Here is a 21,173-nt window from a genome sequence, read left to right as displayed (position 1 = left end):
CCGTGTTGTGAATGCCTCATATCTGATACATTATAGCCGATGCGCCCAATCTTGGCGCGAAATGAAGACTTATCGACTTATTTCAAGGGCATATTCAGGCGATGACCCCAGAACTGGACCAGACCAACCGCAGAATCCTCGCGGAGCTGGTCGCCAATGCCCGCATCCCCATCAGCGAACTGGCCCGCAAGGTCGGGCTGTCGAAAACCCCCGTCACCCAGCGCATCAAGCAGTTGGAGGAGATGGGCCTGATTACCGGCTATCGCGCCATCCTGTCGCCGCTGCGCCTTGGGCTGACCCATGTGACCTATATCGAGGTGCGTCTGTCCGACACCCGCCAGCGCGCGCTGGAGCAGTTCAACGATGCCGTCCGCGCGATTTCCGAGGTCGAGGAATGTTACCTGATCGCCGGCGGTTTCGATTATCTGCTGAAGGTGCGTTCGCGCGATATGACGCATTTTCGGCAGATCATGGCGGATGATATTTCCGCCCTGCCCCATGTCACCGCGACCACCAGTTACGTCGCGATGGAGGCTGTTGTCGAGCAAAGCTGGACTGAAATCTGATCCGACTTGCGCCGCGACGTCGCTTGGCTGTCTGGACCGGCTGCGATTGCAGCAGCCGATCTTATGCCTTACATGTCTGGCCATGTGTCGCGCCTTGCAGCTGTGCCGTGCGGTGCGAATCCGGAAATCACACTTCTCGGAACGGTTGCCAGAAATGAAACCAATTCAAACTGTAATGCGCGTTAGCGCGATCGGCGTCACCCTGCTGGGCGGCATGGCCGCTTTTGCTCAGGAACAGGGTGGGGAAGCCCCGCCGCCGCCGGCGGTCACCGTCGTCACGCTGAAGGGCGAGGATATTACCCTGACCGCGACGCTGCCGGGCCGGGTCGTCGCCTCGGCCGAGGCAGAGCTGCGCCCGCAGGTCAACGGCATCATCATGGAGCGCCTGTTCGAAGAAGGCAGCCTCGTGCAAGAAGGCGACCCGCTGTATCGGATCGACCCGCGCAGCTATGAGGCTGCGGTCGCGCAGGCAGAGGCCTCGCTTCTGCAAGCCCGGGCGCAGGCCGCGCAGGCCGTCAGCGAAGCCGATCGCGTGGCCGAACTGCGCGACCGCCGCGTGGCCAGCGTGCAGACGCTGGAAACCGCCGTGGCCGCTCGGGATGCCGCGGATGCCGCCGTCAAGGCCGCCGAGGCACAGCTTCAGGCCGCCAATATCGACCTTGACCGCACCACCATCACCGCGCCGCTGGACGGGGTGATCGGCCTTGCGCAGACGACGCAGGGTTCGCTGGTGACGGCGGGTCAGGCGACACCGCTGGCGGTGATCCGCACCATCGACCCGGTCCATGTCGACGTGACCCAATCGGCCGCCGATATCGTGCGCTGGCAACGTCAGGGCGCCAAGGACCAATTGCCCGAGGATGCAGACAGCACGGTGACGCTGCGGCTGGCTGATGGCACGCTGTACGACCACACAGGTTCGTTGACGGCCGCCGAGCCGCATGTGAACGAAACCACCGGCGTGGTGACGCTGCGCATGTCCTTTGACAATCCCGACGAATTGCTGCTGCCGGGCATGTACGCGCTGGCGATCATCCCGCAGGCGGAGATGAAGGATGCCGTTCTGGCCCCGCAGCAGTCGGTCACGCGCGACCGCCGTGGCCGGCCGATTGCGCTGGTGGTCAACGATCAGAACGTGGTCGAGGAGCGCGCGCTGGATGTCGTGCAGGATCACGGCAATTCCTGGGTGATCCGCGCGGGGCTGGAGCCCGGCGACCGCGTCATTGTCGAGGGCCTGCAGAAGGTTGCAGCCGGCGCCACCGTCACGCCCGAGGAAGCCCCCGCCGAAGCCGCAGAAGCCCCGGCCGCAGGCGCTGAAGGCGCAGCCCCGGCAGAAGGCGCAGCCCCGGCAGAAGGCGCAGCCCCAGCGGAAGGCGCAGCCCCAGCGGAAGGCACCGAAGCCGCAGAAACCGAGGCTGACGCCCCGGCCACGGCAGAGACGGAACAGGCAGGCGCCGGCAACTAAGCCCCGGCCCGGATCAGCGAGGGACATCCATGTCACGCTTCTTTATCGACCGGCCCGTCTTTGCCTGGGTCATCTCTATCATCATCATGGGGATCGGCATCCTGTCGATCATGACGCTGCCGGTGGCGCAGTATCCGCAGATCGCGCCGCCTTCGGTCACCGTCAACGCGATTTATCCGGGGGCCTCGGCGGAAACCGTGGCCAACACGGTTACGCAGGTCATCGAACAGCAGATGACGGGTCTGGACGGCATGCGCTATATGTCCTCCAGCTCGACCTCGGCGGGGACGGCGACCACGACGCTGACCTTCGAGACCGGCACCGACGAAGACATCGCCCAGGTTCAGGTCCAGAACAAGCTGTCACAGGCGACGCCACTGCTGCCCGAAGCGGTGCAGCGTCAGGGCGTCACCGTCGAGAAGGCCGCATCGGGCTTTCTGATGGTGATCGGCCTGATCGGCGACGACAATTATAATCAGGACGACCTGTCGGACTATATGGTTTCGAACATGGTCGACGACCTCAGCCGGATCGAGGGCATCGGTTCGGTGCAGGTTTTCGGGGCGCAATATGCCATGCGCATCTGGCTGGATCCCGACAAGCTGGCGGCTTACGAACTGGCACCCTCGGACGTGGTGGCGGCTGTATCGGCGCAGAACACCCAGATCTCGGCCGGGGCCTTCGGGGACCGCCCGACGATGGAAGGCCAGCAGCTGAACGCCACCGTGACGGCGCAATCGCTGCTGTCCACCCCGGCAGAGTTCCGCCAGATCGTCCTGCGCGCCGAAGAAGACGGCGGGCTGGTGCTGCTGCAAGACGTTGCACGGGTCGAAATCGGCGCCGAAAGCTATAGCGCCGATGCGACCTATAACGGCCGCCCGGCCTCGGGGATGGCGATCAGCCTGGCGCCCGGCGCGAACGCGCTGGATACGGCCGAGCTGGTGAAGGAACGGATGGAGGAATTCGCCGAGTTCTTCCCCGAAGGCATTGATTACGTCATTCCCTACGACACCACCCCCTTCGTCGAGATCTCTATCGAGGAAGTGGTCAAGACGCTGATCGAAGCCATCGTGCTGGTCTTTGTCGTGATGTATCTGTTCCTGCAGAACTGGCGCGCAACGCTGATCCCCACGCTGGCCGTGCCAATCGTTCTGCTGGGCACCTTCGGGATCATGGCGCTGCTGGGCTTTACCATCAACACGCTGACCATGCTGGCCATGGTGCTGGCCATCGGCCTGCTGGTCGATGACGCCATCGTCGTGGTCGAAAACGTCGAACGCATCATGGAGGATGAGGGGCTGTCCCCGCGCGAGGCCACGCGCAAATCCATGGGCCAGATCACCGGCGCCCTGATCGGCATCGCGCTGGTGCTGTCGGCGGTGTTCGTGCCGATGGCCTTCTTTGGCGGGGCCACGGGCGTCATCTATCAGCAATTCGCCATCACCATCGTCTCGGCCATGGGTCTGTCGGTGGTCGTGGCGCTGACGCTGACGCCAGCGCTTTGCGCTTCGATGCTGAAGCAGTCGCATGGGCCGAAGAAAGGCTTCTTCGGTCTGTTCAACCGCGGCTTTGACAAGACCACGAACGGCTATACCGGCACTGTCAACTGGGCGGTGCGCCGCCCGCTGCGGATGCTGCTGATCTATGCCGGGCTGGTCGCGGTCATGGCGTTGCTGTTTGTCCGCACGCCCAGCGGCTTTCTGCCCGACGAGGATCAGGGGATCATGTTCGTGCTGGTTCAGGGGCCGACAGGTGCCACCACCGAACGCACTGCCGCCGTCATCGACACCATCGAGGATTATTACCTGACCCAGGAATCGGAAGCGGTCGAATCTGTCTTTGCGGTCAGCGGTTTCAGCTTTGCCGGTCAGGGTCAGAACGTCGGCATGGCCTTTGTCCGCCTGAAGGACTGGGCCGAACGCGAGGATCCGGCCCTGAACGTGCAGGCGCTTGCCGGCCGGTCCTACGGGGCGTTGTCGCAGATCCGCGATGCCCTTGTCTTCCCGGTGGTGCCGCCTTCGGTGATCGAACTGGGCAACGCCTCGGGCTTTGACTTCTACCTGCAGGCGCGTGGCGGTCAGAACCATGAACAGCTGCTGGAAGCCCGCAACCAGATGCTTGGCATGGCGGCACAAAGCCCGCTGCTGACACAGGTTCGCCCCTCGGGGCTGGAAGATGCCGCGCAATACCGGCTGGATATCGACTGGCGCGAGGCCGGGGCGATGGGTGTCACCGCGACCGACGTGGCCAACCTGTTGCAGGTGGCCTGGACCGGTGCTTACGTGAACGACTTCATCGATCGCGGCCGCATCAAGAAGGTCTATGTTCAGGGCGAGGCGAACAGCCGTTCGGCCCCGACCGATCTGGACAAGTGGCGGGTGCGCAATGCGACCGGCGGGCTGGTCCCCTTCTCGAACTTCACGGAAGGGAACTGGACCTTCGGGCCGCAGGGTCTGAACCGCTATAACGGCGTGCCGGCCATGCAGATCCAGGGGATGCCGGTTCCCGGCGTCAGTTCGGGCGATGCGATGCTGGAGATCGAGAATCTGGCCAGCCAGCTGCCGCCCGGCTTTGCGGTCGCCTGGACCGGCCTGTCGCTGGAGGAACGAGAATCGGGCGACCAGACGACCATGCTTTACGCGCTGTCGCTGGCGGCGGTGTTCCTGTGCCTCGCGGCGCTGTATGAAAGCTGGTCGATCCCCTTCGCGGTCATCCTGGTGATGCCCATCGGGGTGCTGGGCGCGCTGATCGGGGCCTGGCTGGGCAAGTTCGACAACGGCGTCTTCTTCCAGGTCGGCCTGCTGACGGTGATCGGCCTGACCGGGAAGAACGCCATCCTGATCGTCGAATTCGCCAAGGAACAGTCCGAGGCCGGGGTGCCGCTGTACAAGGCCGTGGTCGAGGCCGCGCGTCAGCGTTTCCGCCCGATCATCATGACCTCGATCGCCTTCTCGCTGGGGGTGACGCCGCTGGTGCTGTCGACCGGCGCGGGCGCCAACGGCCGTAACGCCATCGGCGCGACGGTGCTGGGGGGCACGCTGATGGCGACGGTGCTGGCGATCATCTTCGCGCCGCTGTTCTATGTGCTGCTGCGCCGTCTTTTGCAGCGCGGCGACCAGATCGACGAGCCGACACCGGCGACCACCCACTGATCCGGAAACGGCCCCGCATCGCGGGGCCGTTTTGCAATTGCGAACACAATCTGCGGGCAGGACAATCTTATGCGCATGTTTCAGGTCGACGCTTTCACAGACCGCCCCTTCGCCGGCAATCCCGCCGCGGTGCTGGTGCTGGATGACTGGCTGAGCGACGATCTGATGCTGAGCATCGCGCAGGAAAACAACCTGGCCGAGACCGCCTTCACCCGGCCGCGCCCAGATGGCGGCTGGGATCTGCGCTGGTGCACCCCGGCGATGGAGGTCGATTTTTGCGGCCATGCCACGCTGGCCACCGCCCATATCCTGTTTACCGAACACGATGCCCCCGGCCCGCTGGTCTTTCACACCCGCATCGGCACCCTTCAGGTCAGCCGCGCAGAGGCCGGCTATCAACTGGATCTGCCCAGCCTGCCGCCCGAGCCGCTGGACGCCCTGCCCCCCGAGGCCGCCAGCAGCTTTGCCACCCCGCCGCGCCGGATCTTTCGCAATTTCGAGAACCTGTTTGCCGAGCTGGACAGCGCCGATGCCATCCGCAGCTTCCAGCCCGATTTGGCGGCGCTGTCCGGGCTGGGCCGTGAGGGGCTGGTCATCACCGCGCGGGGCGAGGATCGCGCCGATTTCATATCACGCTATTTCGTCCCCGGCGCCGGTATCCCCGAAGACCCGGTTACCGGCTCGATCCATTCGACGCTGGTGCCGTATTGGGCCGAGCGGCTGGGACGCGACCGGCTGACCGCCTTTCAGGCCTCGGCCCGCGGCGGCTGGCTGGGCTGCGAACTGGCCGGCGACCGGGTGATCCTGACCGGGCAAGCCGTGACGTTCATGGAAGGCCGGATCTTCCTGCCCTAGCGTTGCGCGCCCGCCGCCCTAAACCAGCAATGCCGCCCGATCCGAATGCGCGATCAGCGCGGCGCGCAGTCGCTGCGCCAGCGGCGAGAGCGGCCGCCGGCGCAGGCTGAGCAGGTAATAGGGCGAGACCAGCACCGTCCCCGGCACCGTCAGCCGCCGCAGCCCGGCCGCGACCGGCGGGTGGATCAACAGATCGGCCACCTCCTCGGACATGGGCGCCACGGCGTCGGATTGCGCCAGATAGGCGATAGTGAACAGCAGCGAGGGCGTGTTCACGATATTCGCCGGTTCCGGCAGGCCGATGGCGGCAAAGGCCTGAAGCGTGGTTTCGCGGATCGGGGCGCCGCGCTGCTGCATGATCCATTCGGCCCCGACCAGTTCGGTCAGCGTCACCAGCGGCGCATGGGCCAGCGGGTGACTGGCGCGGACCAGAAAGCTGACCCGTTCGTCGCGCATCGGCAGGATGTCGAAGTCATTGGCGTCATATTCAGGCAGGATCCGCCCGACGGCAAAGTCCAGCTCGCTCGCCGCAAGGTGGCGCAGCAGGTCGCTGGAGGGCAGCACCTCGACAGTGATATCCGCCGTCGGGGCCTGCGCCTTCACCTCGCGGATGGCCGCGACCAGATAGCTGACCGCCGGCCCCGTGACCGCCCCCACCCGCACCGTCCCGGCATCGCCTTCGCGCATGGCGGCGACCTCGGCCCCCATGCGGTTCATCTCGCGCAGGATCAGCGCGCTGCGGCGCAGGACAAGGCGGCCCGCCTCGGTCGGGGCCAGCCCCTTGGGTTGACGCAGAAACAGGACCGCGCCCAGCAGACGCTCGATTTCCGCCAGCATGCGCGAGGCGGCGGGCTGGGTGATGGCGCAGGCCTCTGCCGCGAGTTGCAGCTGGCCGTGATCGCCAAGCGCGGCCAGCAGACGCAGCTGCGCGGGTTTCAGCGCCATACGGGCCGGAGGATTTGACATAGCATTTCCGTTATGCAGATCGCCTGAAACGGCATTTTACCATTATCCAGACCGGCTGTTACATCTTTTTCAGAAGGTCCGAACTGCAGGAGCGCCCATGCCGATCCATCTGTCGCAACTGAAGCTGGAAGATGGCAGCCGCGCGGTCGTGGCCCGGCAAGACGGCGCGGCCTTTCTGGTGCCCGGCGCCACCTCGACCCGCGAGCTGGCGCTGGCGGCCCTTGCCGCCGGGCGCGGGCTGGCGGATGAGATCGCCGCGCGTGGCCAAGGCGCCCCGGTCGATCTGGCCGCAGCCCTGACCAAAGGTCGGGTGCTGCTGCCGCTGGATCACCCAGACCCGGCCCATCTGCACCTGACGGGCACCGGGCTGACGCATCTGGGTTCGGCCTCGGCCCGCGACGCGATGCATCAGGCGGATGAGGGCACGCTGACCGACAGCATGAAGATGTTCCGCATGGGGCTGGAAGGCGGCAAGCCCGACACCGGCACCGGCGCGCAGCCGGAATGGTTCTACAAGGGCAACGGACATGCGGCGGTGGCCCCCGGCGCCCAGCTGAGCGCCCCCGGCTTCGCGCTGGATGCCGGCGAAGAACCTGAAATCGCCGGGCTTTACCTGATCGGCCCCGAAGGCCAGCCCATCCGGCTGGGCTTTGCGCTTGGCAATGAGTTTTCCGATCACGTGACCGAGCGCGGGAACTACCTGTGGCTGGCCCATTCGAAACTGCGCCCGGCCAGCTTTGGCCCGGAAATGCTGGTGGGCGATCTGCCCGCCCATGTCGAAGGCCAGTCCCGCGTGCGCCGCGACGGCGCGGTGATCTGGGAAAAGCCCTTCCTGTCGGGCGAGGCGAACATGTCCCATTCGCTGGCCAATCTGGAACATCACCATTTCAAATACGACCTGTTCCGCCAGCCGGGCGACGTGCATGTGCATTTCTTCGGCACGGCCACCCTGTCCTTTGCCGATGGCATCCGCATTCAGGACGGCGACGCCTTCGAGATCGCCGCCGAGCCCTTTGGCCTGCCGTTGCAGAACCCGGTCCGCCACCGCCCCGACAGCAGCGCCGACCCGGTGCGGGTGATGGCGCTATGAGCAGGCCATTCACCCCCGCGCCATGGCCGCGCCAGCTGCGCTCGCAGCATTGGTATGGCGGCAATTCGCGCGACACCATCTATCACCGGGGCTGGATGAAAAATCAGGGCTGGCCGCATGACCTGTTCGACGGCCGTCCGATCATCGGCATCCTGAACACATGGTCCGACCTGACCCCCTGCAACGGCCATCTGCGCGAACTGGCCGAGAAGGTGAAGGCCGGCGTGTGGGAGGCCGGCGGCTTCCCGGTCGAGGTGCCGGTGTTTTCTGCCAGTGAAAACACCTTTCGGCCGACGGCCATGATGTTCCGCAACCTCGCCGCGCTGTCCATCGAGGAACAGATGCGCGGCCAGCCCATCGACGGCGCGGTGCTGCTGGTCGGTTGCGACAAGACCACGCCCAGCCTGCTGATGGCGGCGGCCTCGACCGATATCCCGTCAATCGTCGTGACTGGCGGGCCGATGCTGAATGGCTATTTCCGGGGCGAACGCGTGGGGTCAGGCACGCATCTGTGGAAGTTTTCCGAGGCCGTGAAGGCTGGCGAGATGACGCAGGACGAGTTTCTGGAAGCCGAGCAGTCGATGAGCCGGTCCTCGGGCACCTGCAACACCATGGGCACGGCCTCGACCATGGCGTCGATGGCGGAAGCTTTGGGAATGGCGCTGTCGGGCAATGCGGCGATCCCCGCCGTCGACAGCCGCCGTCGGGTGATGGCCCAGCTGACCGGGCGGCGGATCGTGCAGATGGTCAAGGACGATCTGAAGCCCTCGGACATTCTGACCAAGGCGGCGTTCGAAAACGCCATCCGCACCAATGGCGCCATCGGCGGATCGACCAATGCAGTGGTGCATCTGCTGGCCATCGCCGGCCGCGTGGGCGTCGATGTGACGCTGGACGACTGGGACCGCTGCGGGCGCGACGTGGCGACCATCGTGAACCTGATGCCCTCGGGCAAGTACCTGATGGAAGAGTTCTTTTATGCGGGCGGCCTGCCGGTGGTGCTGAAACGGCTGGGCGAGGCCGGGCAGCTGCACAAGGACGCGCTGACCGTCAGCGGCGGGACGATCTGGGACGAGGTCAAGGACGTTCAGAACCACAATGAGGATGTGATCCTGCCGCTGGACCTCGCCTTGACCCGGCAGGGCGGCATCGCGGTGCTGCGCGGCAATCTGGCGCCGAAGGGGGCGGTGCTGAAGCCCTCGGCCGCCAGCCCGCATCTGCTGAGCCATCGCGGCCGGGCCGTCGTGTTCGAGGATATCGACGACTACAAGGCCCGGATCGAGGATGAGACGCTGGATATTGATGAGACCTGCGTCATGGTGCTGAAGAATTGCGGCCCAAAGGGTTATCCGGGCATGGCCGAGGTCGGCAATATGGGCCTGCCGGCCAAGGTGCTGCGCAAGGGTATCACCGACATGGTGCGGATCTCGGATGCGCGCATGTCGGGGACGGCTTACGGCACCGTGGTGCTGCATACCGCGCCCGAGGCCGCGGCGGGCGGCCCGCTGGCGGTGGTCCGCGACGGTGACATGATCGAATTGGACGTGCCGAACCGCCGCCTGCATCTGGACATTTCCGATGCCGAACTGGCCGCCCGGCTTGCCGCATGGCAGCCCCGGCATGAACGGCCCGAAAGCGGCTATGCCTGGCTGCATCAGGCCCATGTGGAAGGGGCCGATACTGGTGCGGATCTGGACTTTTTGAAAGGGTGCCGCGGCAACCCGGTCGGAAAGGACAGCCATTGATGAAACTCGCGCTTGTCGGCATCGGTGAAATCGCCCGCGCCCAGCATGTGCCGGCGATTGCGGCCAGCCCGGATTGGGAACTGGCCGCCACCGTCTCGCGCCACGGCACCGTGCCGGGGGTTGAGGGTTTCACCGACATCGACGAGATGCTGGCCGCACGCCCCGATATCGGCACGGTCAGCCTGTGCCTGCCGCCGGTGCCGCGCTTTCAGGTCGCCGCCGCCGTGCTTGCCGCGGGCCGTAACCTGATGCTGGAAAAGCCGCCCGGCGCGACCCTGGCAGAGGTGCATATCCTGGCCGACATGGCGCAGGCGCGGGGCCTCAGCATCTTCGCCAGCTGGCACTCGCGCATGGCCCATGCGGTCGCACCGGCCAAGGCCTGGCTGACCGGCAAGACCGTCCGCGCCGGCCGCATCGTCTGGCGCGAGGATGTGCGGCGCTGGCATCCCGGACAGGAGTGGATTTTCGCGGCGGGAGGCATGGGCGTCTTCGATCCCGGCGTCAACGCCCTGTCGATCCTGACCGAGATCCTGCCCCAGCCCGTCCGCGTCACCGGGGCCGAGCTGGACATTCCCGACAACCGGCAAGCCCCGATTGCGGCGCGGCTGCAGATGTCGGGCAATATCAGCGCCGATTTCGACTTTCGCCAGTCGGGGCCGCAGACCTGGGACATCGAGATCGACACCGATGCCGGGGCGATGGCCCTGCGCATGGGGGGGAACCTGCTGGAAATCGACGGCGCGCCCGTCACCGGCAGCAATGACATCACCGGCGAATATCCGGCACTTTACGCCCGCATGGCGGAACTGGTGCAGGCGGGGACCTCGGACGTGGACCTGTCGCCGATGGTGCTGACTGCCGACGCCTTCACGCTGGGGCACCGCAATACCGTCGCGCCCTTTGCCTTTTAGGCGGGGGGTCCGGCCAATCGACCAGACCAGTGAATAAAACCAAGGGAGGAAGACCATGACCACCAAGTTTCTGATGACCACCGCAGCCGCGCTGGCGATTTCGGCCTCGGCCGCGCTGGCAGAGGGCGAAACCGTCGGCTTTTCGCAGATCGGATCGGAATCCGGTTGGCGCGCGGCCGAAACCACGCTGACCCGGCAACAGGCCGAGGAGCGCGGCCTGCAACTGCAATTCGCCGATGCCCAGCAAAAGCAGGAAAACCAGATTGCCGCGATCCGGTCCTTTATCGCGCAAGGGGTGGATGCGATCCTGCTGGCGCCCGTTGTCGCCACCGGCTGGGATTCGGTGCTGGAAGAAGCCAAGGAAGCCGAGATCCCGGTCGTCCTTCTGGACCGTCAGGTCGACAGCGCCGACGATCTGTATCTGACCGCGGTAGGGTCGAACCTTGTGCATGAGGGCGAGGTTGCAGGCGAATGGCTGGCGGGCACTGTGGGCGATGCGGAATGCCGCATCGTCGAATTGCAGGGCACCACCGGATCCAGCCCGGCCATCGACCGCAAGACCGGCTTTGAAAACGCCATCTCGGGCCACGACAATCTGGAAATCGTGCGCAGCCAGACCGGCGATTTCACCCGCGCCCAGGGCAAGGAGGTGATGGAAAGCTTCCTGCAGGCCGAAAACGGCGGCAAGGATATCTGCGCGCTTTACGCCCATAATGATGACATGGCCGTCGGTGCCATTCAGGCCATCAAGGAGGCCGGGCTGAAGCCGGGCGAGGATATCCTGATCGTGTCCATCGACGGGGTGCCGGACCTGTTCCAGGCGATGGCTGCGGGCGAGGCGAATGCCACGGTCGAACTGACGCCCAACATGGCCGGGCCCGCCTTCGACGCGCTGGCGGCCTATTGGGCGGATGGCACCGAGCCGGCGAAGTTCATCCAGACGGAATCGAAGCTGTTCACCCAGGCCGACGATCCGGCCGGCGAATACGAACGCCGCAAGGGTCTGGGTTACTGATATCCGCCGCCGGGCCGCCCCGCGCGGCCCGGCCCCAACAGGAGGCGGCGATGCTTCTGTCCATCCGGTCCCTGACCAAGACATTCCCGGGCACCCGCGCCCTTGACGCCGTGGATTTCGATCTGGCGGCGGGCGAGGTCCACGCCCTGCTGGGCGAAAACGGCGCAGGCAAGTCGACACTGATCAAATGCCTGACCGGCGCCTATCTGCGCGACGGCGGCACGATCACGCTGGATGCGGCGCCGATCGACCCGAAATCAACCGTCGAGGCGCAGGATCTGGGCATCGGCACCGTCTATCAAGAGGTCAACCTGCTGCCCAACCTGACCGTGGCGCAGAACCTGATCTTCGGGCGCGAGCCGCGCCGCTTCGGGCTGATCGACAACCGCGCCATGCGCGCCGAGGCCCGCGCCATGCTGGCCCAATACGGGCTGGACATCGACGTCAGCCGCGATCTCGGCAGCTATTCGGTCGCCATCCAGCAGATCATCGCCATCGCCCGCGCCGTGGCCCTGTCGGGCAAAGTACTGATCCTGGACGAGCCCACAGCCAGCCTTGATGCGCGCGAGGTGCAGATGGTCTTCGAGGTCGTGCGCGGCCTGCGTGCGCGCGGGTTGGGGATCATCTTTGTGTCCCATTTCCTCGATCAGGTGTTCGAGCTTTCGGACCGCATCACCGTTCTGCGCAATGGCCGCAAGATCACCACCGAACGCACCGCCGACCTGGACCGGATGGCGCTGATCGAACATATGCTGGGCCGCGCGCTGGAAGACGAGATCCTGCATCCCGCGCCCGAGGCCGCGGCGGAACACGCGCCGCTGCTGGAATTTCAGGGGTTTGGCCGCAATGGCATGATCGCCCCCTTCGATCTGAAGATCGGCGCGGGCGAGGTCGTGGGTCTGGCCGGCCTTCTGGGTGCCGGGCGCACCGAAAGCGCCCAGCTGATGTTCGGCACTCCGCCCGCACAGGACGGCACGGCGCGCGACGGCAGCGGCCCGCTGGACCTGCACAGTCCGCGCGCCGCCATCGCGGCGGGCTTTGGTTTCGTCCCCGAGGACCGCAAGACCGACGGCATCATCGCCGATCTGTCCATCCGCGAGAACATCATCCTCGGGCTTCAGGCGCGCCAAGGCTGGGCGCGGCCGATCCCGCGCGCCGAACAGAACCGGCTGGCCGATGACTTCATCCGGCGGCTGGACATCCGCACCTCGGGCCGGGAAAAGCCGATTGGCGAGCTTTCGGGCGGCAACCAGCAAAAGGCGGTGCTGGCGCGCTGGCTGGCGATGAATCCGCGCTTTCTGATCCTTGACGAACCGACCCGAGGCATCGATGTCGGCGCCCATGCCGAGATCCTGCGCCTGATCCACGACCTGACCGATGCCGGCATGTCGCTTCTGGTCATCAGCAGCGAAATCGACGAGCTGGTCGCCGTGGCCGACCGAGTCATCGTGGTGCGTGACCGCCGCCATGTGGCCGAACTGACCGGCCCCCGCGTCACCGCAGATGCGATCATGCGCGCCATCGCAACCCCAGAGGAGGCCGCCTGATGCCGCTGTTGAAACGGCTTGCCCCGCAACTGATCGCGCTGGCGGCGCTGGCGCTGCTGGTGACGCTGGTTTTTCCGGGCTTTCTGAACATCTCGGTCAATGACGGCCGTCTGGTCGGGCCGGTGATCGACGTGCTGAAACGCGTGGCCCCGGTGGCGCTGCTGGCGACCGGCATGACGCTGGTGATCGCCACGCGCGGCATCGACCTGTCGGTCGGCACCATCATGGCGATCTGCGGCGCGTTCGCTGCCTGGGCCATCGCCGGCGGCTGGGGGCTGGTCCCGGCGCTGTTGCTGGCGCTTGGTGCGGGCGCGCTTGCCGGGCTGTGGAACGGCGCGCTGGTGGCGGTGGTGGGCATCCAGCCCTTTGTGGCCACGCTGATCCTGATGACAATGGGCCGCGGCATCGCCCAGCTGATTACCGAAGGGCGCATCCTGACCTTCACCAATCCAGGGTTCGCCTTTTTCGGCTCTGGCACGTTTCTGGGCCTGCCGTTCCCGGCATGGCTGTGGCTGGCGACCGGGATCGGAGCGGCGCTGCTGATGCGGCGCACAGCGCTTGGCCTGCTGATCGAGGCCATCGGCATCAACCGCCGCGCCAGCGCGCTTGCCGGCGTCAACGCCACCGTGCTGCTGATCGCGGTCTATATCGCCTCGGGGCTGTGCGCGGCGCTGGCGGGGATCGTCGTCACCGCCGATATTCGCGGCGCCGATGCCAATAATGCCGGGCTGTGGCTGGAACTGGACGCCATCCTTGCGGTGGTGATCGGCGGCAATTCGCTGCTGGGCGGGCGGTTCTCCATCCTCGCCTCGCTGCTGGGGGCGCTGATCATCCAGACCATCGACACCGGCATCCTGCTGGCCGGGTTTCCGTCGGAATACAACCTTGTCATCAAGGCCGGGCTGGTGCTGGTCATCCTGATCCTGCAATCGCCCCGCATCGCCGCCGAGTGGCGCGTCTGGCGCGACACCCGCACCGCCCCGCAACCCGCAGCCGGAGCCCGCCCGTGAACGCCCGCGCCCTGCCCCTTTACGCCACCATCGCCATCTTTCTGGTGGCTTACCTGCTGTGCTGGCTGCAATTTCCGAACATCCTGTCGACGCGGGTGATCGGCAACCTGCTGACCGACAACGCGTATCTGGGCATCGTCGCGGTCGGGATGACGCTGGTGATCCTGTCGGGCGGGATCGACCTGTCAGTCGGCAGTGTCATCGCCTTTTCCGGGGTCTTCATCGCCGTGCTGCTGCGCGACACCTCGCTGCATCCGCTGGTGGTCTTTGCGCTGCTGCTGGCACTGACCACCACCTTCGGCGCGGCGATGGGATTTCTGATCGACCGGCTGGCCATGCCCGCCTTTATCGTCACGTTGGCCGGGATGTTTCTGGCGCGCGGCGCGGCCTATATGCTGTCGATCGATTCCGTGCCGATCCAGCACCCGTTCTATGAAACCCTGCAGCGGGCCTATTGGCTGATGCCGGGCAAGGGACGGCTGACGCTGATCGGCGTCACCATGCTGGCAACCGTGCTGGCCGGGATGATCCTGGCCCACCGGACCCGCTTTGGCACCAGCCTTTACGCCCTTGGCGGGGGCGAGGCGACGGCGCGGCTGATGGGGGTGCGGCAGGGGCGCACGACCATGCTCGTCTATGCCTTTTCAGGGCTGATGGCGGGGCTGTCGGGGATCGTCTTCTCGGTCTATACCGGCTCTGGCTATTCGCTGGCGACGGTGGGGACGGAACTGACCGCCATCGCCGCCGTGGTGATCGGGGGGACGCTGCTGACGGGCGGCGCCGGGTATGTCTTCGGCACGCTGGTGGGCGTCCTGACCATGGGGCTGATCCAGACCTACATCGTCTTTGACGGCACGCTGTCCAGCTGGTGGACAAAAATCGTGATCGGCGTACTTCTGCTGTTGTTCATCCTGTTGCAGAATGGGCTGGTGAAGCTGTCACGATCCCGCCTTGCCGGAGACGCCGCATGACGCCTTTCGATGATCGAAGTTGTTTTCTGGGCGAGGGCGCATTCTGGCACCCGCTGCGCCAGCAGTTCTTCTGGTTCGACGTGCTGGAGGGCCGGCTGCTGTCGCGGGATGCCTCGGGTCCGCTGGAATGGCGGCTGGGCCGCATCGCCTCGGCCGCCGGCTGGGTCGACGAAAACCGCCTGCTGGTCGCCACCGAAACCGGGCTGACGGTTCTGGACCTGACCAGCGGCACCGAGGAACCGTTGGTGGAAATCGAGGCCGAGAATTTCGCCACCCGGTCCAATGACGGCCGCGCCGACCGACAGGGCGGGTTCTGGGTCGGGACCATGGACAAGACGGCCCGGCCTCACGCCGGCACCATCTGGCGCTGGTATCGCGGAACGCTGCGCGCCCTGGTCGAGGACATCACCATCCCCAACGCCATCTGCTTTGCCGCCGATGGCCGCACGGCCTTCTATACCGACACGCCGACCGCCAAGGTCTGGCGCCAACCGCTCGACCCAGAGGGCTGGCCCGAGGGTGAACGCGCGCTGTATCTCGACCTCGCGCCGCAGGGGCTCAGTCCCGATGGCGCGGTGATCGACAGCAGCGGCGCCTTTTGCGTGGCCTGCTGGGGCGATGGCGCGGTGCTGCGTTTCGACCCCGAGGGAAAGCTGCTGGACCGTACCGCCGTCGGCGGCAGCCATGCCAGTTGCCCGGCGCTTGGTGGCCCGGATCTTGCCGAGCTTCTGGTCACCACCGCGCGCGAGGGGATCGACCATCCCGATCCCGCACAGGGCCAGACCTGGCTGGTCCCGGCCCCAGCACCGGGGCTGCCGGAACCCCGGATCCTGTTATGACGCCAACGCCATTCGGCACCCTGCCCGATGGCCGCACCGTCCACGCCCTGACCCTGACCGGCGGCGGGCTGACGGCGCGGGTGCTGACGCTGGGCGCCACCGTGCAGGACCTGCGGATGGAAGGCGTGGATCATCCGCTGGTGCTGGGATTTGACGACCTCGCGCCCTATCTGGCCGAGGGCTGTTATTTCGGCGCGCTTGTCGGACGCTTCGCCAACCGGATCGGGGGCGCGGGCTTTACGCTGGACGGGCGCGAGTATCGGACCGATGCAAATTTCCGGGGCCGCCATACGCTGCATGGCGGAACCGAGGGCACCCATGCGCAGATCTGGCAGGTCGCGGCGCAGCGGGCCGATGCGGTCCTGCTGGTGTTGGACCTGCCCGATGGCCATATGGGCTTTCCCGGCAATCTGCGCATCACCGTACGGATCAGCCTTGGCAAGCGCGCACTGCGCCTGTCGCTGCGCGCCGAAACCGATGCGCCGACACCGTGCAGCCTTGCCCATCACGGCTATTTCGACCTGGACGGGCGCGGCGATATTCGCGGCCACCAACTGGAAATCGCGGCGGACCATTACCTGCCGATTGATGACGACCTGATCCCCGCCGGTCCGCCCGCGCCGGTGGCCGGCACTGCCTTCGATTTCCGCCGGCCGCGTCTGATCGGCCCGGGCGGCTATGACCATAATTTCTGCCTTTCCGACGGCTTAGCCCCTTTGCGCGACATCGCAAGGTTGACCGGAAGCGCCGGCATTGCGATGACAGTCGCGACAACGGCCTGCGGGCTGCAATTCTATGACGGGGCAGGAATGAGCGATCTTGGCGGGCTGGACGGGCGGCGATACGGACCCTTTGCGGGGGTGGCACTGGAAACCCAAGGCTGGCCCGACGCGCCGAACCGCCCCGATTTCCCCGACAGCATCCTGCGCCCCGGCCAGATCTGGACCGCCGAAACCCATTACCGCTTCGCCCCGGTGCCGGCATGAGCGCCGACTGGATCGCCGCCGATTGGGGCACCTCGAACCTGCGGCTTTGGGCGATGGCGGGGATGGATGTGGTCGAGATGCGCAGCTCTGACCGGGGCATGGGCGCGATGACCGGGCCAGAGGATTTCGCCGCGGAACTGACCCGCATGACCGAAGGCTGGGCCCCGCTGCCGGTCATCGCCTGCGGCATGGTCGGTGCGCGTCAGGGCTGGGTCGAGGTGCCATACCGCACCGTCCCCTGCCCGGCCACGCCGACACTGACGCCGGTGCCGGACGATCCCGGCGGCCGCCCGGTGCTGATCGCCGGCGGCGTCATGCAGCAGCACCCGCCCGAGGTGATGCGCGGCGAAGAAACCCAGATCGCCGGCATTCTGGCCGCCCAGCCCGATTTCGACGGCATCATCTGCCTGCCCGGCACGCATACGAAATGGGCGCGAATCTCTGCCGGCGAGATCGTCAACTTCCAGACCGTGATGACGGGCGAGATCTATGCCCTGCTGTCGCGCCAGTCGGTGCTGCGCTTTGGCCTGTCCGACACCCAAGTCGACCCGGAATCGCCCGGTTTTCAGGACGCGCTGGCAACGTCGCTGTCGCAGCCGCATCTGGCCTGGGCCAAGCTGTTCCAGCTTCGTGCGGCGGGGCTGGTGGACCAGCCCGACCCCGCGCAGGCGACTGACCGGCTGTCGGGGACGCTGATCGGGCTGGATCTGGGGGCCGCCCGCGCCAATTGGCTGGGTCAGCAGGTGCTGATCGTCGGCGCGCCGCGGCTGGCCGCACTTTACGATGCCGCCCTGCGCCAGCAGGGTGCCGCCCCGGTGATCGGCGATGCCGATGCCGCCACGCGTGCGGGCCTGTGGTCCGCCTGGCAAGCCTTCCGAAAGGACCTCTCATGACCCGCCCCATCATCGCCATCCTGCGCGGCATCACCCCGCCCGAGGCCGTCCCCACCGCCCGCGCCCTGATCGGGGCCGGCATCACCCTGATCGAGGTGCCGCTGAATTCGCCCGAGGCGATGACCAGCATCGGCGCAATGATTGAGGCCTTTGGCGATCAGGCGCAGATCGGCGCCGGCACCGTCCTGCGCGTGGCCGAAGTCGAGGCCGTGGCAGCCCTTGGCGGGCGGCTGATCGTCTCGCCCAATTGCGCGCCCGAGGTGATCCGCGCCACCCGCAAGGCCGGGCTGGACAGCTTTCCCGGCGTGATGACCCCGACCGAGGCCTTCGCCGCCATCGACGCCGGCGCCACCGGCATCAAGCTGTTCCCGGGCGAGCTGGTCGGCCCGGTCGGGCTGAAGGCCATGCGCGCGGTGCTGCCGCCGGATCTGCCCTGCTACGCCGTGGGCGGTGTGAACGCGCAGACGCTGCCGGACTGGCTGGCGGCGGGCGCATCGGGGATCGGCGTGGGTTCGGGCCTTTATCGCCCCGGAGACGCGCCCGATACCGTCGCCGCCCGCGCGGCCGAACTGGTCGCGCTGTGGGATCGCGCGCGGGGCTAGTCTAGCCCTGCGGCGTCATTGCCTTGCGCTGCCGGCTGCGTTCCAGCCCCAGCTGACGCTCTCGCCAGATGATCAGGATCCCGGCGAGGATCACCAGCGAGGCACCGAACAGCATGGTCGTCGTCGCCGCCTCGCCGAACAGGTACCAGCCGATCGCCACCGACAGCACCATCGAGACATATTCGAAGGGCGCCACCAGCGAGGCCTCGCCAAACCGATAGGCCGAGGTCAGGAAGATCTGCCCGATCCCGCCCAGGATCCCGATGGTAATCAGCAGCGCCAGCGTCCCCGCATCCGGCATCACCCAGCCGAAGGGCAGCGTCAGCAGCCCCAGCACGGTCGAAGTGACGGAAAACCAGAAGACGATGGCCGAGGTGCGTTCCTGCTGGACCAGCTTGCGCACGAAGATCTGCGCCAGCGCCGCGCAGCAGGCCCCGCCCAGCGTGACCACCGCGCCCAGTGTGCGCTGATAATCGGGGGTGCCTGATCCGCCCAGCCCCAGCTGCGGCGACAGCACGATCAGCACGCCCAGCAGCCCCAGCACCACCATGGACAGCCGGAACAGCCGCACGTTTTCGCCCAGAAACATCGCCGCGAAGATCACCACCAGCAGCGGCGCGGCATAGCCGATGGCGACCACTTCGGGGAAAGGCAGCAGCGACAGCCCCCAGAATCCCAGCCCCATCGCAGCGGTGCCGATGATGCCGCGATAAAAATGCCCCATCGGGCGAAAAGTGCGCAGGCCGACCGACAGCTCGCCCCGCCAGACCAGCCACAAAAGGATCACCGGAATTGCGAAGAAGGACCGGAAGAAGACCTGCTGGCCCGCGGGCACACCCGTGCCCCCGTCCGAGGTCGCCTTTACGATCGCCGCCATGATGGTGAAGACCGTTACGCTGAGACATTTCAGCATGATGCCGCGAAGCGGGCTTTAAACGGGCGCGTTCATCTTCGGCCTGTCTGGAAGGGGGTGATCCGGGCATATGCCCTGCCCCCGTGCCTATGCCCGCCGACTTGCCGGGTCAAGCACCCGCGGCGATGACCGCTGATAACCGGCCCTGCGCCGCAAGCTCAGCTGGCGGGTGGGACCGCGCAGATCTCGGACCGGGTCAGAAAGCGCTTTTCGCGGCCGTTATCCAGGCTGAACATGCCGCCCCGGCCCGGCACCACGTCGATGATCAGATCGGTATGCTTCCAGGTCTCGTATTGGCTGGCCGAGATATAGAACGGCGCGCCGCCGATCTCTCCCAGTTTCACGTCACGCTCGCTGATCCTGAAGTCATTCTGCGGATAGCACATCGGCGACGACCCGTCGCAACAGCCGCCTGACTGATGGAACAGGACAGGCCCGTGATCGGCGGCGATCTCGGCAATCAGTTCAAGTGCGGCATCCGTGGCGGTAACAGTAGACATGGCTTCCCCTTCCCTGAAGGCTGCGGCGAGGCACCCCGCCGCAGCCCATCATATCACGCCGACAAGTCAAGCACGATGCGGCCGTCGATCTGGCCCTTTTCCATCCGTGCGAAGATGTCGTTGATGTTGTCCAGCGGCTCTGCCGCGGTGTGGGCATGGACCAGCCCAGCGGCGGCGAAGTCCAGCGATTCCTGAAGATCCAGCCGGGTGCCGACGATGGAGCCACGAATGGTCAGGCCGTTCAGGACGGTGCCGAAGATCGGCAGCGGGAAATCGCCCGGCGGCAGCCCGTTCAGCGAAATCGTCCCGCCGCGCCGCGCCATGCCAAGCGCCTGCGCGAAGGCCGGGCGCGATACGGCAGTGACCAGCACGCCATGCATGCCGCCGACCTCATTCTTCAGATATTCGCCGGGGTCCTGTTCCATCGCGTTGACGGTCAGATCCGCCCCCAGTTCCTGCGCCAGTTTCAGCTTGGCCGGGTCGATGTCGACCGCCGCCACCCGCATTCCCATGGCCTTGGCATATTGCACCGCCATGTGCCCCAGCCCGCCAATGCCCGAAATCGCCACCCAATCGCCGGGCTTTGCATCGGTCACCTTCAGGCCCTTATAGACCGTGACGCCTGCGCACAGCACCGGCGCGATTTCCACGAAGCCGATCTTTTCCGGCAGATGTCCGACATAGTTGGGATCGGCGACGACATAGTCCGCAAAGCCGCCATTCACCGAATAGCCGGTATTCTGCTGGCTTTCGCACAGCGTTTCCCAGCCACCAAGGCAATGTTCGCAATGGCCGCAGGCGGTATACAGCCACGGCACGCCCACGCGGTCGCCTTCACGCACGTTCTTGACGCCCGCACCCACGCCTGAAACGAAGCCCACGCCTTCATGCCCCGGAATGAAGGGCGGGTTTGGCTTGACCGGCCAGTCACCATGAGCGGCATGCAGATCGGTATGGCAGACGCCACAGGCCCCGATCTTGACCTGAATCTGGCCGGGGCCGGGTTCGGGGACGGGTGCGTCCTCGATATAGAGCGGCTTGCCGAATTCGCGCACAACGGCGGCCTTCATCATCTTTGCCATGAAATCACTCCTTCTGAAATCGCGTTCCCAAGCGTTGAAAGGCGGGGGCGGACCGCGCCACCCCC

The 21,173-nt window shown here is 66.3% G+C and carries 19 protein-coding genes; 15 read left to right on the top strand and 4 right to left on the bottom strand.

Going from position 1 to position 21,173, the window contains the following annotated elements; all coding sequences use genetic code 11:
* The first annotated feature begins 101 nt into the window (after nucleotides 1-101).
* The 4 genes from G7044_RS15760 to G7044_RS15745 all read left to right on the top strand — a co-directional run bounded on the left by G7044_RS15760 (nucleotide 102) and on the right by G7044_RS15745 (nucleotide 6,038).
* Nucleotides 102-566, top strand: a complete 465-nt coding sequence (locus G7044_RS15760; protein WP_166330601.1) for an Lrp/AsnC family transcriptional regulator — start codon at nucleotides 102-104, stop codon at nucleotides 564-566.
* Between the two features lie 175 nt (nucleotides 567-741).
* Nucleotides 742-2,031, top strand: coding sequence for an efflux RND transporter periplasmic adaptor subunit (locus G7044_RS15755; RefSeq protein WP_166330599.1), 1,290 nt, complete (start codon nucleotides 742-744; stop codon nucleotides 2,029-2,031).
* A gap of 29 nt (nucleotides 2,032-2,060) precedes the next feature.
* Nucleotides 2,061-5,183, top strand: a complete 3,123-nt coding sequence (locus G7044_RS15750; protein WP_166330597.1) for an efflux RND transporter permease subunit — start codon at nucleotides 2,061-2,063, stop codon at nucleotides 5,181-5,183.
* 69 nt (nucleotides 5,184-5,252) lie between these two features.
* Entirely contained in the window at nucleotides 5,253-6,038 is a 786-nt protein-coding gene (locus G7044_RS15745; RefSeq protein ID WP_166330595.1) for a PhzF family phenazine biosynthesis protein, read from the top strand.
* Nucleotides 6,039-6,056: 18 nt separating this feature from the next.
* Here G7044_RS15745 and G7044_RS15740 read toward each other — a convergent pair whose 3' ends face one another.
* Nucleotides 6,057-7,004 (bottom strand): LysR family transcriptional regulator, encoded by a 948-nt coding sequence (locus tag G7044_RS15740; RefSeq protein WP_166330593.1) that lies wholly within the window; start codon nucleotides 7,002-7,004, stop codon nucleotides 6,057-6,059.
* A gap of 97 nt (nucleotides 7,005-7,101) precedes the next feature.
* On the opposite strand from G7044_RS15740, the gene araD1 reads away from it, so the two are divergent.
* The 11 genes from araD1 to G7044_RS15685 are packed head-to-tail and all read left to right on the top strand — an operon-like array spanning nucleotide 7,102 to nucleotide 18,613.
* Nucleotides 7,102-8,094 carry an AraD1 family protein gene (gene araD1 / locus G7044_RS15735; protein ID WP_207630332.1) on the top strand — a complete coding sequence of 331 codons (993 nt, stop codon included), beginning with the start codon at nucleotides 7,102-7,104 and terminating at the stop codon, nucleotides 8,092-8,094.
* The gene (gene araD, locus G7044_RS15730) at nucleotides 8,091-9,839 is read left to right on the top strand and encodes an L-arabinonate dehydratase (RefSeq protein WP_166330591.1); all 1,749 of its coding nucleotides are present in this window, start codon (nucleotides 8,091-8,093) and stop codon (nucleotides 9,837-9,839) included. Before araD1 ends, araD begins: the two co-directional genes overlap by 4 nt.
* Nucleotides 9,839-10,750, top strand: coding sequence for a Gfo/Idh/MocA family protein (locus tag G7044_RS15725; protein ID WP_166330589.1), 912 nt, complete (start codon nucleotides 9,839-9,841; stop codon nucleotides 10,748-10,750). Before araD ends, G7044_RS15725 begins: the two co-directional genes overlap by 1 nt.
* A 55-nt stretch (nucleotides 10,751-10,805) precedes the next feature.
* Nucleotides 10,806-11,765, top strand: coding sequence for a galactofuranose ABC transporter, galactofuranose-binding protein YtfQ (gene ytfQ / locus G7044_RS15720; protein ID WP_166330587.1), 960 nt, complete (start codon nucleotides 10,806-10,808; stop codon nucleotides 11,763-11,765).
* Between the two features lie 50 nt (nucleotides 11,766-11,815).
* Nucleotides 11,816-13,312, top strand: a complete 1,497-nt coding sequence (locus tag G7044_RS15715; protein WP_166330585.1) for a sugar ABC transporter ATP-binding protein — start codon at nucleotides 11,816-11,818, stop codon at nucleotides 13,310-13,312.
* The gene (locus G7044_RS15710; RefSeq protein WP_166330583.1) at nucleotides 13,312-14,322 is read left to right on the top strand and encodes an ABC transporter permease; all 1,011 of its coding nucleotides are present in this window, start codon (nucleotides 13,312-13,314) and stop codon (nucleotides 14,320-14,322) included. Before G7044_RS15715 ends, G7044_RS15710 begins: the two co-directional genes overlap by 1 nt.
* The gene (gene yjfF, locus G7044_RS15705) at nucleotides 14,319-15,293 is read left to right on the top strand and encodes a galactofuranose ABC transporter, permease protein YjfF (RefSeq protein ID WP_166330581.1); all 975 of its coding nucleotides are present in this window, start codon (nucleotides 14,319-14,321) and stop codon (nucleotides 15,291-15,293) included. Before G7044_RS15710 ends, yjfF begins: the two co-directional genes overlap by 4 nt.
* Nucleotides 15,290-16,132, top strand: a complete 843-nt coding sequence (locus tag G7044_RS15700; protein ID WP_166330579.1) for an SMP-30/gluconolactonase/LRE family protein — start codon at nucleotides 15,290-15,292, stop codon at nucleotides 16,130-16,132. Before yjfF ends, G7044_RS15700 begins: the two co-directional genes overlap by 4 nt.
* Entirely contained in the window at nucleotides 16,129-17,118 is a 990-nt protein-coding gene (locus tag G7044_RS15695; protein ID WP_166330577.1) for an aldose epimerase family protein, read from the top strand. The genes G7044_RS15700 and G7044_RS15695 overlap by 4 nt, the downstream gene beginning before the upstream one ends.
* On the top strand, nucleotides 17,115-18,011 hold the full coding sequence (locus G7044_RS15690; protein ID WP_166330575.1) for a 2-dehydro-3-deoxygalactonokinase: 897 nt from the start codon (nucleotides 17,115-17,117) through the stop codon (nucleotides 18,009-18,011). The genes G7044_RS15695 and G7044_RS15690 overlap by 4 nt, the downstream gene beginning before the upstream one ends.
* Nucleotides 18,008-18,613: a 2-dehydro-3-deoxy-6-phosphogalactonate aldolase gene (locus G7044_RS15685; protein WP_166330573.1), complete on the top strand. Its 606-nt coding sequence runs from the start codon at nucleotides 18,008-18,010 to the stop codon at nucleotides 18,611-18,613. The genes G7044_RS15690 and G7044_RS15685 overlap by 4 nt, the downstream gene beginning before the upstream one ends.
* Before the next feature lies 1 nt (nucleotide 18,614).
* Here the strand turns inward: G7044_RS15685 and G7044_RS15680 are convergent, their stop codons facing one another.
* The 3 genes from G7044_RS15680 to adhP all read right to left on the bottom strand — a co-directional run bounded on the left by G7044_RS15680 (nucleotide 18,615) and on the right by adhP (nucleotide 21,108).
* Entirely contained in the window at nucleotides 18,615-19,526 is a 912-nt protein-coding gene (locus G7044_RS15680; protein WP_166330571.1) for a DMT family transporter, read from the bottom strand.
* A gap of 158 nt (nucleotides 19,527-19,684) precedes the next feature.
* On the bottom strand, nucleotides 19,685-20,026 hold the full coding sequence (locus G7044_RS15675; protein ID WP_166330569.1) for a DUF779 domain-containing protein: 342 nt from the start codon (nucleotides 20,024-20,026) through the stop codon (nucleotides 19,685-19,687).
* Between the two features lie 53 nt (nucleotides 20,027-20,079).
* A complete protein-coding gene (gene adhP, locus G7044_RS15670; protein ID WP_166330567.1) occupies nucleotides 20,080-21,108 on the bottom strand; it encodes an alcohol dehydrogenase AdhP in 1,029 nt (342 codons plus the stop codon).
* Nucleotides 21,109-21,173: the final 65 nt, after the last annotated feature.

The sequence above is a fragment of the Paracoccus xiamenensis genome, from assembly GCF_011308835.1.
Classification (GTDB): domain Bacteria; phylum Pseudomonadota; class Alphaproteobacteria; order Rhodobacterales; family Rhodobacteraceae; genus Paracoccus; species Paracoccus xiamenensis.
Note: the sequence above shows the minus strand (reverse complement) of the source record. Positions and strands in the feature narration are given on the sequence as shown.

Coding starts and splice junctions, on each gene's coding strand:
- G7044_RS15760 (WP_166330601.1), top strand. CDS start 102: ATGACCCCAGAACTGGACCAGACCAACCGCAGAATCCTCGCGGAGCTG.
- G7044_RS15755 (WP_166330599.1), top strand. CDS start 742: ATGCGCGTTAGCGCGATCGGCGTCACCCTGCTGGGCGGCATGGCCGCT.
- G7044_RS15750 (WP_166330597.1), top strand. CDS start 2,061: ATGTCACGCTTCTTTATCGACCGGCCCGTCTTTGCCTGGGTCATCTCT.
- G7044_RS15745 (WP_166330595.1), top strand. CDS start 5,253: ATGCGCATGTTTCAGGTCGACGCTTTCACAGACCGCCCCTTCGCCGGC.
- G7044_RS15740 (WP_166330593.1), bottom strand. CDS start 7,004: ATGTCAAATCCTCCGGCCCGTATGGCGCTGAAACCCGCGCAGCTGCGT.
- araD1 (WP_207630332.1), top strand. CDS start 7,102: ATGCCGATCCATCTGTCGCAACTGAAGCTGGAAGATGGCAGCCGCGCG.
- araD (WP_166330591.1), top strand. CDS start 8,091: ATGAGCAGGCCATTCACCCCCGCGCCATGGCCGCGCCAGCTGCGCTCG.
- G7044_RS15725 (WP_166330589.1), top strand. CDS start 9,839: ATGAAACTCGCGCTTGTCGGCATCGGTGAAATCGCCCGCGCCCAGCAT.
- ytfQ (WP_166330587.1), top strand. CDS start 10,806: ATGACCACCAAGTTTCTGATGACCACCGCAGCCGCGCTGGCGATTTCG.
- G7044_RS15715 (WP_166330585.1), top strand. CDS start 11,816: ATGCTTCTGTCCATCCGGTCCCTGACCAAGACATTCCCGGGCACCCGC.
- G7044_RS15710 (WP_166330583.1), top strand. CDS start 13,312: ATGCCGCTGTTGAAACGGCTTGCCCCGCAACTGATCGCGCTGGCGGCG.
- G7044_RS15700 (WP_166330579.1), top strand. CDS start 15,290: ATGACGCCTTTCGATGATCGAAGTTGTTTTCTGGGCGAGGGCGCATTC.
- G7044_RS15695 (WP_166330577.1), top strand. CDS start 16,129: ATGACGCCAACGCCATTCGGCACCCTGCCCGATGGCCGCACCGTCCAC.
- G7044_RS15690 (WP_166330575.1), top strand. CDS start 17,115: ATGAGCGCCGACTGGATCGCCGCCGATTGGGGCACCTCGAACCTGCGG.
- G7044_RS15685 (WP_166330573.1), top strand. CDS start 18,008: ATGACCCGCCCCATCATCGCCATCCTGCGCGGCATCACCCCGCCCGAG.
- G7044_RS15680 (WP_166330571.1), bottom strand. CDS start 19,526: ATGCTGAAATGTCTCAGCGTAACGGTCTTCACCATCATGGCGGCGATC.
- G7044_RS15675 (WP_166330569.1), bottom strand. CDS start 20,026: ATGTCTACTGTTACCGCCACGGATGCCGCACTTGAACTGATTGCCGAG.
- adhP (WP_166330567.1), bottom strand. CDS start 21,108: ATGGCAAAGATGATGAAGGCCGCCGTTGTGCGCGAATTCGGCAAGCCG.